Below are 12,572 nucleotides of genomic sequence, written 5' to 3' on the forward strand. Positions count from 1 at the left end.
CTTAGACGTATTCTTGTTCGTCGGCTTTAGCAGCGGCGGCCATATCGCTCAGGAATGTCGGATCGGCAGAATGAACACGATTCCACGTTGGGATGAACGGTGTTTCATGGGGATTCTCCAAGAATACCTGCCCCGCCTTCATGATGTTTTCTGCAAACAGCTCGATCGACCGTTCCTCTGTGTGGCGATCAATCGTCAGCCCGTTCATCTTGGCGTCGTTGTAATAGGATTCGAGCAAATCAAGGGCGCAGCGATAATACGTCGCCTTCAACGTGCGAAACACATTGGCCGTAAAAACGGTGCCGTCAGACGCGAGCTTGCGAAAGATCGCTTTGCAGATGTCCGTGGACATTCGATTTAGGCCGGCGCTGGATTCCTCTGGGCTGAGGGACTGGTGTTTGTGATCATAGGCGTCCGAGATATCAACTTGGCAAACCGCTTTAGGCGCGAGGTTGCGCCACGCTTCGGACAGGACCCCAATTTCCAAGCCCCAATCAGACGGCATCCGAAGGTCCGGTAAAATCGCAGTGCGCATCGCAAATTCGCCTGACAACGGATACCGAAAGCTACGCAAGTAATCGATGTAATCACGATCCCCCACGACCCGTTTCAACGCAATCAACAGTGGGCTCACCAAAAGCCGCGTTACACGACCATTGAGATTTCCACCGCCTATGCGGGGATAGTAACCTTTGGCGACTTGATACGGAAATGTTGGGTTCGCGACGGGGTAGACCAAACGCGCCAACATCTCTTTGTTGTAGGTGAGGATATCGCAATCATGGATCGCCATCACAGCGCTGTCCGCGCATCCGATCAAATATCCAAGGGACGCCCAAACGTTTTTGCCTTTGCCTTGCTCCATCGGCGCCAGCCCCATGGCCTCCAGACGAGCGCCCAGCGCGAGCATACGCGGGCTATCATTCCAGATGACGATGTGGTTCTGGCCCAGCCCTTCAAAGAACTTTTTCGCGTGTCGGTACTGCGCCTCATCGGCAGCATCCAGACCGATAATGATGCGGTGCAGGTAGCTGACCTTTGCCAATTCGGACAGGATATGGGGCATCGCCTCACCCTCAAGCTCTGAATAAAGGCATGGCAAGATCAGCGAGATTTTCCGTGATTGCGCAAAGACCGACAGCTCGTGCTCCATCTCGTCAGCGGACCTCGCCCGAAGATTGTGCAGCGTTGTGATGTTTCCGTTCTGATGAAAATCAGCCATGAGCGTCTATCCTAGTGCAATTCAAGTTTGTGAAGTAGAGACAGGACCGCCTCAGCCCAGCCTGTTGGGCCTGCGGAAACTGTTCTTATGATTTGGCCGGCCTCTTCGCCGCTTAGGGGCGGAAGGGGCGCGCGATTTGGGTTGGCAACGACGACACCATAATCAGCGTTTTCCAACATCTGTATGTCATTCGGGGCATCCCCTAAGGCGATGGTATGCTGCGGCTTATACGCGTCGATGATCGTACGCATCTGGTCAACTTTGTTGCCACCAAACGAAAGCGTCAGGAAGCGACCGCCTTGCTGTGCAATAATTCCGTCTTTCTTTAGGTGATCCACGAAGGCGACCTTTTGCACGTCCGTCCCTAACCACTGCCCTGGTTCTGAAAAGGCCCGTTGCTGGGCTAATGCCGCGTCCGTCTGCGAAAGGCCTGTCATCTCGGCCACTTGCGTTGTTGTCACATCCCCAAACCCACGAAAGAGACCGCGTAGGTCCTCGGGTGCGCGGTTGAGCGCCTCACGAACGGCTGCGTAGCTTGCCCCCCCTGGAGTGGCCGTTTCATTGGGCGGCAGAATACCTGCACCGTTTTCAACGATGGCGGGCCAATCATCCAACCCAAGGGAGGTGCGCAAGGTGGCAATTTCAGGAGTGGTCTTACTGCTCGCCAGTACAACGCCTGCGGAAATTTGATTAAGAACGGTCAGCGCTGGCTGTGCAGCATCCCAGCGGTAAGTTTCGTGATCGATCAATGTACCGTCAAGATCGGTAAACACGATAAGCTGGGTATTGGACTTCATGCCGTAAAACATGATCCCTGCATCTACGGATCACAACAGATCAGAGCCAAGGCAAGGCGCGCCGACTTCGGAAAAGAAACGAATTGAAGCGGAATGCCTAAAAATCAGGCGCACAGCAAAGAATCAGTATTGGTGGAGAAAGTGGTGAGCCGTGATGGGTTCGAACCATCGACCTACTGATTAAAAGTCAGTTGCTCTACCAACTGAGCTAACGGCCCACGAGGGCTGCATTTAGAAACCATGGCCCCCGCGGTCAACCCCTAATCTCGCCATAAGACTGGATTCATTTCCATCGCTCACCTATATCCGCGATCATGACACAAACAGCAGGCATTTTGCCGTTCATGAAGATGCACGGCCTTGGCAACGATTTCGTTGTAATCGATGAACGTGACGGCGTTCAGCGCGTAACCGATTCTATTGTTTGTGCAATTGCGGACCGCCATCGCGGTGTCGGTTTTGATCAGTTGGCCGTAATGTCTCTTCAGGGCAATGCGGATGTCCATCTGACGTTTTATAATAGTGACGGCAGCACCGCCGGGGCCTGTGGCAATGCCACCCGCTGTATCGCTCGGCTTATTATGGATGAAACGGGCAAATCTGATCTGACGCTAACGACGGATCGCGGCACGTTACTGGCGCGGGATGCTGGCAATGGTCTGACGTCTGTGAACATGGGGCATCCTCAGCTGACGTGGGATACGGTACCGCTGGCTCAGGATGTTGATCTTGATGACTTGCCGATTTCAGGCGCGCCGCTTGCGACAGGTATGGGAAATCCACATTGCACGTTTTTTGTAGATGATGCTGAGGCTATCGACCTTGAGGGGCGCGGTGCCGAGATTGAACACCATCCGTTATATCCAGAGCGCACCAATGTTCAGTTTGCCCACGTCATCGGCCCTGACCATCTGCGGATGCGTGTTTGGGAACGTGGGGTTGGCGTGACTTTGGCGTCTGGGTCTTCGTCTTGTGCCACCGCTGTTGCGGCGCACCGCAAGGGGCTGACAGGCCGTAGCGTCCAGATCGATCTGGACGGCGGCACAATCCACATTGATTGGCGCGATGATGGCGTCTGGATGACGGGCCCGACGGCGCATGTCTTTGATGGTTTGTGGCACCTATGAGCGCGCCCAAGTTCACAACACTCGGCTGCCGCCTAAACGCCTATGAAACCGAAGCGATGAAAGAACTCGCCGGCGCGGCAGGCGTTGAAAACGCTGTCGTCGTAAACACATGCGCCGTAACCGCAGAGGCTGTGCGCAAGGCCAAGAAAGAAATCCGCAAACTGCGCCGTGAAAACCCTGATGCGACATTGATCGTGACCGGATGTGCGGCACAAACTGAACCCGAAACATTCGTGGCGATGCCAGAGGTCAGCAAGGTCATCGGCAATACTGAAAAGATGCAGCCTGAAACGTGGAACGGGATGGCGCCTGACTTGATCGGTCAAACGGAACCTGTGCAGGTTGATGACATCATGTCGGTCACGGAAACCGCTGGCCATTTGATTGACGGATTTGGCACGCGGTCCCGCGCTTATGTGCAGGTTCAGAACGGCTGCGATCACCGCTGCACGTTTTGCATCATCCCCTACGGTCGCGGCAATTCGCGCAGCGTGCCAGCGGGTGTTGTGGTTGAACAGATCAAACGCTTGGTTGGCAAAGGGTACAACGAAGTCGTCCTTACGGGCGTGGACCTGACCAGTTGGGGCGCGGATTTGCCTGCGATGCCAAAACTCGGCGATCTCGTCATGCGCATCCTGAAACTTGTGCCTGATCTGCCGCGCCTGCGGATCAGTTCGATTGATTCGATCGAGGTTGACGAGAACCTGATGCAAGCCATCGCGACCGAACCGCGTTTGATGCCGCATCTGCACCTGTCCCTACAACACGGCGATGATCTGATCCTCAAGCGCATGAAACGTCGCCATCTTCGCGACGACGCAATCAAGTTTTCCGAGGACGCCCGCAAACTGCGCCCCGACATGACGTTTGGGGCAGATATTATCGCTGGCTTTCCGACCGAGACTGAGGCGCATTTTGAAAACTCGCTTAAGCTGGTCGAAGATTGTGCCCTGACGTGGCTGCATGTGTTTCCATACTCTCCGCGCCAAGGCACCCCTGCCGCCCGAATGCCCTCAGTGAACGGCAAAGACATCAAGGCACGCGCGGCACGTCTTCGTGCGGCGGGTGACAAAGCTGTTGCCAGCCACCTGTCAGCACAGCTCGGCAAGACGCATCACATTTTGATGGAAAACCCGCGTATGGGTCGTACCGAGCAGTTTACCGAAGTCACGTTTGGTGCCGACCAACCCGAGTCGCAGATCGTGACAGCCGAGATCACTGGCGCACGTGATCATCAGCTCACGGCATGACCCAGCCAATCCTATATTCCTTCCGGCGCTGCCCCTTTGCCATGCGCGCGCGCCTTGCGATTGCGTCGTCTGGTCAACAGGTCGAACTGCGTGAAATCGTTTTGCGCGACAAGCCAGCGGCGATGTTGGAGGCCTCACCAAAGGGCACCGTACCTGTGCTGATCGCCGACAAGGTTATCGACGAATCCTTGGACATTATGCATTGGGCACTGGGCCAATCAGACCCAGAAGGGTTGATAGCTGCGATGCCCGACAGCGGCCACGATTTGATCGCAGAGTCAGACGGCCCCTTCAAAACCGCACTGGATCACACGAAATACGCCGTGCGCCATCCTGAACTTGACCCACTCGAAAGCCGCGCCGAAGCCGCAACATTTATTGCCGAACTAGATACGCTTCTGGGCGGAAAACCTTGGCTTTATGGCGATGCTCCGTCGCTTGCTGACCTCGCAATCCTGCCGTTTGTTCGCCAATTTGCCCACACCGACCTTGGCTGGTGGGATGCTCAGCCCTTTGCCAATGCACAAGCTTGGCTGGCAGAATTCAAGGACTCGGACCGGTTCAAATCCATCATGGCGAAATACACCCCTTGGAAAGCCGGAGATGACGTGATCCAGTTCCCCTAAGTCAAAGGAACAGTCATGCACCCCAATCCAGTCTATCGCAAAGCCACCGATGACCACGCTCGCGCATTCGTACGCGACCGCGCATTTGGTCAGGTTACCACAATGGGATCAGACGGATTGCTTGCCTCTCATGTTCCGGTACTTTTGTCAGATGACGCAAAGACGTTGGATTTGCACCTCGTGCGCTCGAACCCAATTGCGCGAGCCCTGACTGAACCGCTCGACGTATTGCTTACAGTCGCGGGACCCGACGGGTACGTGTCACCGGATTGGTATGAAGTTGAGGATCAGGTTCCAACTTGGAACTATGTCGCCGTCCACATCCGCGGCTCTTTGGAAAAGCTGGACCAAGAAATGATCCGCGATGTGCTGGACCGCCAAAGCGCAGGTTTCGAGAAACGGCTGCCAAAGCCGGAATGGACAACCTCCAAGATGACGCCCGACGTGCTTGAAAAGATGATGCGCCAGATCGTGCCCTGCCGCATAACAATCACCGATCTACAAAGTACGTTTAAGCTGAACCAAAACAAACCCGATGACGTGCGCCTGCGTGCCGCTGACGAAATGGCAATCAGTGGGATTGGCATGGAAACAGCTGCGCTCGCAAACCTTATGCAGACCCCGCCCGAAGATAGTTAAAGGACCTTCCCATGAAACTCATCATGTCTCCCCCCTCCCCGTTTGCCCGCAAGGCACGCGTATTGCTGCGCGAAACCGGCCTCATTGATCGCGTCGAAGAACAGCAAGTTTCGTCCACGCCACTAAACTCCGCGCCAGAAATCCTCGCCGCGAATCCGTTGGGCAAGATCCCCGCGCTTATTCGCGAAGATGGCCCCGCAATCTACGACAGCCGCGTAATTACCCGCTACTTGGACGACATTGCCGACACAAACCTGTACCCGAAGGTCAGCCTATATGAGGTCCTTACCCTCGAGGCGACGGCCGAAGCAGTCATGGAGGCCTGCATCGGTATCACCTACGATGCGCGGTTCCGTCCCGACATGAATGCGCCAGAATGGACCGAAGCCCAATGGGGTAAAGCCGCACGCGCGATTGCTGCGATCAACACCCGCTGGATGAGCCATTTGAAAGGCCCGTTGAACATGGCGCAAATCGCGGTTTCATGTGCTTTGGCCTACGTTGATTTACGCCACGACAGCCGGAACTGGCGTCACGGCAACGAATCTCTGGCCGAGTGGCAAGCCGATTTCGAAGCGCGCGACTCGATGCTGGCCACAAAACCTTAACAGGGCCAAACGCCGCAGGAGACTAAATGCCTGTGAATCATACTGGACCTGCAGCGACTTGGCGGCTAGATAGCGAACCGAATGAAAGTCCCTTTTTTGGGATTCTCATCGTATTTGACGGGCAAAAGCCCCCAAAATTCGGAGAATAACAGGTGTCTAACGCAGAACACGACCACGCAACGCGCCGCGATTTTATCTACTACGCAACCGCTGGCGCGGGTGCCGTAATCACAGGCGCCGCCGTTTGGCCGCTCGTGAACCAAATGAACCCCTCAGCAGATGTGCTCGCACTCGCGTCGATTCGCGTTGATGTCAGCGCGGTTGATCCAGGCATGCAGCTGACAGTGCTGTGGCAAGGTAAGCCCGTCTTTATTCGTCACCGCACAGGTGCCGAAATTGCGGACGCACAAGCGCAAGACGCTGATGCAGCCTCTTTCATTGACGGCTTGTCCCGCAATGAAAACCTGGATGCGACGGCGGATGCCTCTGACGCAAACCGCGTCATGCCGTCCCCTGAAGGCGAAGCCGAAGGCGCATGGATGGTTCAGATGGGCGTTTGTACGCACCTTGGCTGTGTTCCATTGGGTGACGGCGCTGGTGACTTCGGCGGCTGGTTCTGCCCGTGTCACGGTTCACACTACGACCTTGCTGGTCGCATCCGTAAAGGCCCTGCTCCTGAGAACCTTCCGGTTCCACCAGCAGCTTGGGTCGACGCAACAACTATCGAACTCGGTTAAGGAGATAGACACATGGGTGGCATTCCCCACGACCATTACGAACCAAAGACCGGCGCAGAAAAGTGGCTCGAGAGCCGCTTGCCTATCCTTGGACTGCTTTACGGCACATTGATGATCCCCACACCAAAGAACCTGAACTGGATGTGGATCTGGGGCATCGTTCTTGCGTTTACACTGGCGCTGCAGATCGCAACCGGTGTTGTTCTTGTGATGCACTATACACCGCACGTCGACATGGCGTTTGCCTCTGTTGAGCACATCATGCGTGACGTAAACGGCGGCCACATGATCCGCTACTTCCACATGAACGGCGCTTCGTTGTTCTTCGTGGCGGTTTACGCGCACATGTTCCGTGGTCTGTACTACGGCTCATACAAGGCACCTCGCGAAATCACCTGGATCATCGGCATGCTGATCTTCCTGATGATGATGGGCACAGGTTTCTTGGGCTACGTTCTGCCATGGGGTCAGATGTCCTTCCACGGTACGGCTGTTATCACTGGCCTGTTTGGCGCGATCCCGTTCATCGGTGAAAGCATTCAAACTTGGCTGCTAGGTGCATCCGCAGTTGGTCAACCTGCTCTGAACCGCTTCTTCTCACTGCACTACCTGCTGCCGTTCGTGATTGCCGCACTGGTGATCGTTCACATCTGGGCGTTCCACACCACAGGCAACAACAACCCAACGGGTGTTGAAGTTCGTCGCGGTTCCAAAGAAGAAGCCGAAAAAGACACGCTGCCATTCTGGCCATACTTCGTGATCAAGGACTTGTTCGCGTTGGCGGTTATCTTGGCTGTCTTCGTCGCAATCGTTGGCTTCATGCCAAACTTCTTGGGTCACCCAGATAACTACATCGAAGCAAACGCTCTGGTCACACCAGCGCACATCGTTCCTGAATGGTACTTCTTGCCGTTCTACGCGATCCTGCGTGCGTTCGATAACACTGTATGGGTTGTGATCTTTGCTGACTGGATCAGCTTTGGCATCATCGATGCGAAGTTCTTCGGCGTGTTGGCCATGTTTGGCGCAATCGCGGTCATGGCTTTGGTGCCATGGTTGGACACATCCTCTGTTCGTTCCGGTCGTTACCGTCCGATGTTCAAATGGTGGTTTGCGATCCTCTGCGTAGACTTCATCGTTTTGATGTGGGCCGGCGCTATGCCTGCTGAGGGTATCTACCCAATCATCGCCCTGATCGGTGCAACATACTGGTTCGCCTATTTCCTCGTAATCCTGCCGCTGCTTGGCGTTATCGAAAAACCGACAACACCACCTGCGACAATCGAGGACGACTTCAACGCGCACTACGGCTCTAAGGCTGCTTCGGATTCTTCCGCTGCATCCCCGGCTGAGTGAGAAAGGACAAATGAACATGTTCCGCAAACTCACCCTGACCGCAGCAACCATTCTTGGCCTCGCCTCTGGTTCTGCTTACGCCGCTGGTTCCGAAGTCCACGTTGAGGATTTTGACTTCTCGTTTGAGGGGGCATTCGGCAGCTACGACACCAACCAATTGCAGCGCGGCCTGCAGATCTACACTGAGATCTGTTCCAGCTGCCACGGTTTGAAGTACGTGTCATTCCGCAACCTGCATGACGAAGGCGGGCCAAGCCTGCCGGAAGATCAAATGCGGGCTTACTCTGCAAACATCGAAGTTTTCGATCCTGCATTGTTTGATGGCGAAGGCGACTACCGCCCAGCGACACCAGCAGACCGCTTCCCTGAGGGCGGCGATCCAAATGCACCTGACCTGTCATTGATGGCAAAGGCGCGCGCTGGTTTCCACGGTCCTTACGGTACGGGCATCAACCAGTTAATGCGCGGCATGGGCGGCCCAGAATACATCGCATCCTTGTTGGATGGTTACCACGAAGCACCAAGCTGTGCGCCTGAGGATTTCGACGGCTACTACAACACAGTCTTCGCTTCCGGTGGTTATCCTGACGAATGTAAAGACGACCACGGTGCGCACATGTATCCAGGCAGCTGGATCTCAATGGCTCCGCCTCTCTATGATGACGCTGTTGAATTCAACGACGGCCACGCAGCAGACGTTGAGCACATGGCACAGGACGTTGCGGCGTTCCTCATGTGGACTGCTGAACCAAAGATGAATGCGCGTAAGCAGGCAGGCCTGACTGGCGTGATCTTCTTGGTCGTACTTTCTGTTCTGTTGTACCTCACAAACAAACGTCTGTGGGCACCACACAAGAAAGCAGCGAAGAACAAAGACTAAGCGCTTCGCATACTCCTAAACGAAAGGCCCGCCAATTTGGCGGGCCTTTTGCGTTAGAGGTAACTGGTAAATACTGTCGGCGGGTCACGCAGAAACGTCTGCGTGTCCTGAGGGGGCCATACACGACCTTCAGCAACGCCTAACACTTTATCAGCCACACGTTCAGCGTCGGCTGGGTCATGGGTGACCATCACCAAAGTGCGCCCCGCTGCCTGTGCGAGCCCCACCGACAAATCAAGCATCTCGGCTTTAAGTGCGGGGCCCAGTGCGCTGAAAGGTTCATCCATGAGCATGAGGTCTCGGTCCAACAGCAAAGCCCTCGCGAGTGTTGCGCGGCTTTGCTGCCCACCGGACAAAGCGGACGGCTTACGCGCTGACATCCCCTTCAGGCCCACGCGGTCCAGCATGTCCTCAACCTTTTCACGGATTTCAGCGCTCGGGCGGAGTTGAGGCCCACAAGCCAAAGCGACGTTCTGCATCACCGTCAGATGTGGGAAAAGATTGTTGTCTTGGAACAACATCGAAACCGGCCGCTTAGCCGGCGCTAAATCAGATATGTCTTCAGCATTCCAGCGAAGCCGTCCCTGCTTTAGCGGCACAAACCCTGCAATCCCGCCAAGAAGTGTGGACTTACCCGCGCCTGAGGGACCAATGACTGCAGTCACTTTGCCAACCTCCAACTGCACGTCCGCAGTAAGCTGGTAATCGCCTTGCACAAACACTGCCTTTTCAAGCGTCAGCATTCACACGTCCCCCTTTATCAAATACCCAGAACAGCCCCACAGACAGGGCTACCAAAAGCAAGGCCGCGCCGTATGCTGCTTCCATCTGGTAGCGTCCCATTAGGTCATACATCATCAACGGCAGCGTCCCCTCGCCTGGGCGGGAGAACAATGTGATGACGCCAAGGTCCCCCATCGCCAACGCGCCCGTTAGACCCGCTGCAAACCCCATCGGTCGGCGCAATCGCGGTAGGTAGGCGATGCGCCAAAGGGCCCAACCTTCAAGCCCCAACGATTCTGCCAAGCGTCCAAAATCTTCTTTGGCACTTTGCACGCTTGGCCGCAGGATTCGCAGGACAAACGGCAGGGCCATTAAAACGTTCACCAACATGGTGATTGGCAACGCAACGGATGATGGCCGCACAAACGGCTGCACGATCAGGAACAAGCCTGTTCCAAGGACAAGACCCGAAACCGAGATTCCAAGCAGAGAAGCTGCCTCACCCGCTTTGGTAGCCAGAGGTAAGGCCAAGGTCATGGTCAGCGCGACAGCGCCAAGTGCAATGAGGAGTGACCGTAACGCGGCCGGCCAAATGCTTGGCGGCAGATCGAACATACCCGGAAGGCCCGCAACCAATATTGCGCACAAGGGTGCCAACAAAAACAGGGAAGCGGTGCTGATCCAAAGGGCGTCCAAAAGGCGGTTGCCGTCCCACCGTTGCACCACACGGTCCAACCCCGCACCGAGCATGTCACCCCGAGATAAAAGCAACGCAACGGTCCCCGCCGACAGGCCCAAGCACAGCTGCACCACCGCCAATGAGGCTGCTTTGCTCAGGTCGAAGTCAAACTTGAATGCTTGGTAGATTGCCAATTCTACGGTTGTCGCCCTTGGGCCACCGCCCAACGTCAGGGCGACCGCAAACGACCCAAGGCAAATAACGAAGATAACGGCAAAAGCGCTCGGTGCGATGCGCCGCAGCATCGGCCATTCCAATAACCAGAACACGGGAGCATCCAACGACGCCGCGACACGGAACCGCTCCGATGGAATTTGCAGCCAGCCCTGTACGATCAGGCGCACGGCAAGCGGTAAATTGAAAAAAACATGGGCAAGGATCACGCCTTGAGCACCATAAATATCGAGCTTGGGAATTCCGAGTGGGCCCAAGACTGCATTGACGACGCCATTGCCCCCGAACACGGCCAGAAGCCCTAAGATTGCGACGATCACGGGTAATATGAATGGCGCGCCCATAACCGAAATCAACGCAGATCGGCCCCAAAATGTCCGCCGCGACAGGGCACGTGCCACTGGGATGGCCAGACAAACACTCAGCGTAGCGGACCAGAACGCCTGCCATACGGTAAATCGCAATGCGGCCAAGTCAGCCGCAGACAGGGCAGCGAACCCGCCGCCCCGCCATAGCACTGCCGCCACGGGGCCAATCACCAGCCCCGCGACGACAAGTGCCGCTGTTATTGAGACAAGGCGCTGCGCCACGCTTCAATCGCTCCGTCGCGCAAGGCGGCGGCTTCGTTTTCGTCGTAGAACAGAACTGTCTCAGGCATTGGAAGGTCTTGGAAACCTGTCGGCCATTTGTCCTCGGACAAAGCAGCCGGGAAAGACCAGTTCGTTGTCGGGATCATCGTTTGGAAGTCTTCCGTCAGAATGAATTCCAAGAACTGATCCGCCAATTCAGGATTGTCTGTGGTCGCCAGTTTTGCGGCGAGTTCGACCATAAAGTAATGGCCTTCTTCAAAAATCGCAGCTGACTTGGTCAGGTCTTCTTCGGCAATGATGTGGTACGCTGGGGATGTTGTATAAGACAACACAACGTCCGCTTCGCCGTCTGTGAACAAGCCATAGCTTTCAGACCACCCCTGCGTGACTGTAACGATCTTGGGTGCAAGACGTGCCCACGCGGCCTCTGCCTCGTCGCCGTAAACAGCATTCACCCAGAGAACCAGCGCGAGGCCCGAGATGGACGAACGTGGGTCTTGGATCACAATGCGCAGATCATCCGGTGCATCAAGCAGCGCTTCGAAACTATCAAAACCGTCCGATTTTGTGTTGTCGTAGATGAACGCCGTGTGGCCGTAGTTGAACGGGAGGAACGTGTCATCGGACCATTCAATTGGAAGCGTCAGTGGGGACAGGTCCAACCCGTGTGGGGCAAACAAACCGCTATCACGGGCACGCTTGGTGACGTCAGTGTTAAAGCCAATCGCAACGTCGGCTTCCGTGCGTTCACCTTCAAGCAACAAACGCGGCAGCAGATCGCCTGTTTGGTACTGAAGATCGCAGCCACAGCGTTCTTCAAACGCCGCCTCAATGGACGGGCCCGGGCCCCATTCGGAGCCAAAGTAATCTGGTGCGTAAACTGTCAAAACTTCTGTTTGAGCGGCCGCAGCCGATGCAAACGTAAGTCCTGCGACAGTGAGTAGGGTCTTCTTCATGGTCTTTCCTCTCAATGCGCCGGACGGATGGGGGCATTAGGGGATTAACCCGTGACCTTCCCTCCGCCGGTTTTAACCGGTTCAGGTTCAACGGGTCCGCCTGTGGCATCTCAGCTTCATATGAAGCCCCCCGAGGTGCCGACAGACC

At 55.8% G+C, this 12,572-nt stretch carries 13 protein-coding genes, 1 tRNA gene and 1 riboswitch; of the genes, 8 read left to right on the forward strand and 6 right to left on the reverse strand.

Features of this window, described 5'->3' with window-relative positions:
* Window position 1 precedes the first annotated feature (1 nt).
* The 3 genes from KO486_RS03140 to KO486_RS03150 all read right to left on the reverse strand — a co-directional run bounded on the left by KO486_RS03140 (window position 2) and on the right by KO486_RS03150 (window position 2,237).
* Entirely contained in the window at window positions 2-1,222 is a 1,221-nt protein-coding gene (locus tag KO486_RS03140) for a glycosyl transferase (protein WP_216035790.1), read from the reverse strand.
* 11 nt (window positions 1,223-1,233) lie between these two features.
* Window positions 1,234-2,019 carry an HAD-IIB family hydrolase gene (locus KO486_RS03145; RefSeq protein ID WP_252734537.1) on the reverse strand — a complete coding sequence of 262 codons (786 nt, stop codon included), beginning with the start codon at window positions 2,017-2,019 and terminating at the stop codon, window positions 1,234-1,236.
* Window positions 2,020-2,161: 142 nt separating this feature from the next.
* Window positions 2,162-2,237 (reverse strand) — tRNA-Lys (locus tag KO486_RS03150).
* A 96-nt stretch (window positions 2,238-2,333) separates the two neighbouring features.
* Here KO486_RS03150 and dapF point away from each other — a divergent pair.
* The 8 genes from dapF (at window position 2,334) to KO486_RS03190 (ending at window position 9,242) form a co-directional block, all read left to right on the forward strand.
* Complete coding sequence (gene dapF / locus KO486_RS03155) at window positions 2,334-3,146, forward strand: diaminopimelate epimerase (protein ID WP_216035792.1); 813 nt, start codon at window positions 2,334-2,336, stop codon at window positions 3,144-3,146.
* Window positions 3,143-4,396 carry a tRNA (N(6)-L-threonylcarbamoyladenosine(37)-C(2))-methylthiotransferase MtaB gene (mtaB, locus tag KO486_RS03160; protein ID WP_216035793.1) on the forward strand — a complete coding sequence of 418 codons (1,254 nt, stop codon included), beginning with the start codon at window positions 3,143-3,145 and terminating at the stop codon, window positions 4,394-4,396. Before dapF ends, mtaB begins: the two co-directional genes overlap by 4 nt.
* On the forward strand, window positions 4,393-5,022 hold the full coding sequence (locus tag KO486_RS03165) for a glutathione S-transferase (RefSeq protein WP_216035794.1): 630 nt from the start codon (window positions 4,393-4,395) through the stop codon (window positions 5,020-5,022). The genes mtaB and KO486_RS03165 overlap by 4 nt, the downstream gene beginning before the upstream one ends.
* 15 nt (window positions 5,023-5,037) lie before the next feature.
* On the forward strand, window positions 5,038-5,661 hold the full coding sequence (locus tag KO486_RS03170) for an FMN-binding negative transcriptional regulator (RefSeq protein WP_216035795.1): 624 nt from the start codon (window positions 5,038-5,040) through the stop codon (window positions 5,659-5,661).
* 11 nt (window positions 5,662-5,672) lie between these two features.
* A complete protein-coding gene (locus KO486_RS03175; RefSeq protein WP_216035796.1) occupies window positions 5,673-6,269 on the forward strand; it encodes a glutathione S-transferase in 597 nt (198 codons plus the stop codon).
* Window positions 6,270-6,421: 152 nt separating this feature from the next.
* Window positions 6,422-7,006, forward strand: a complete 585-nt coding sequence (gene petA / locus KO486_RS03180) for a ubiquinol-cytochrome c reductase iron-sulfur subunit (protein WP_216035797.1) — start codon at window positions 6,422-6,424, stop codon at window positions 7,004-7,006.
* 12 nt (window positions 7,007-7,018) lie between these two features.
* On the forward strand, window positions 7,019-8,362 hold the full coding sequence (locus KO486_RS03185; RefSeq protein ID WP_216035798.1) for a cytochrome b N-terminal domain-containing protein: 1,344 nt from the start codon (window positions 7,019-7,021) through the stop codon (window positions 8,360-8,362).
* Window positions 8,363-8,372: 10 nt separating this feature from the next.
* The gene (locus KO486_RS03190) at window positions 8,373-9,242 is read left to right on the forward strand and encodes a cytochrome c1 (protein ID WP_289847957.1); all 870 of its coding nucleotides are present in this window, start codon (window positions 8,373-8,375) and stop codon (window positions 9,240-9,242) included.
* A gap of 53 nt (window positions 9,243-9,295) precedes the next feature.
* Here KO486_RS03190 and KO486_RS03195 read toward each other — a convergent pair whose 3' ends face one another.
* The 3 genes from KO486_RS03195 to KO486_RS03205 are packed head-to-tail and all read right to left on the reverse strand — an operon-like array spanning window position 9,296 to window position 12,424.
* Window positions 9,296-9,985 carry an ATP-binding cassette domain-containing protein gene (locus KO486_RS03195; RefSeq protein WP_216035800.1) on the reverse strand — a complete coding sequence of 230 codons (690 nt, stop codon included), beginning with the start codon at window positions 9,983-9,985 and terminating at the stop codon, window positions 9,296-9,298.
* On the reverse strand, window positions 9,972-11,468 hold the full coding sequence (locus KO486_RS03200) for a thiamine/thiamine pyrophosphate ABC transporter permease ThiP (protein WP_216035801.1): 1,497 nt from the start codon (window positions 11,466-11,468) through the stop codon (window positions 9,972-9,974). The genes KO486_RS03195 and KO486_RS03200 overlap by 14 nt, the downstream gene beginning before the upstream one ends.
* Window positions 11,444-12,424, reverse strand: coding sequence for a thiamine ABC transporter substrate binding subunit (locus KO486_RS03205; RefSeq protein WP_216035802.1), 981 nt, complete (start codon window positions 12,422-12,424; stop codon window positions 11,444-11,446). The genes KO486_RS03200 and KO486_RS03205 overlap by 25 nt, the downstream gene beginning before the upstream one ends.
* Window positions 12,425-12,465: 41 nt before the next feature.
* A riboswitch (TPP riboswitch) is annotated at window positions 12,466-12,567 on the reverse strand.
* Window positions 12,568-12,572 lie beyond the last annotated feature (5 nt).

It is taken from the genome of Octadecabacter sp. B2R22, assembly GCF_018861045.1.
Classification (GTDB): Bacteria; Pseudomonadota; Alphaproteobacteria; order Rhodobacterales; family Rhodobacteraceae; genus Octadecabacter.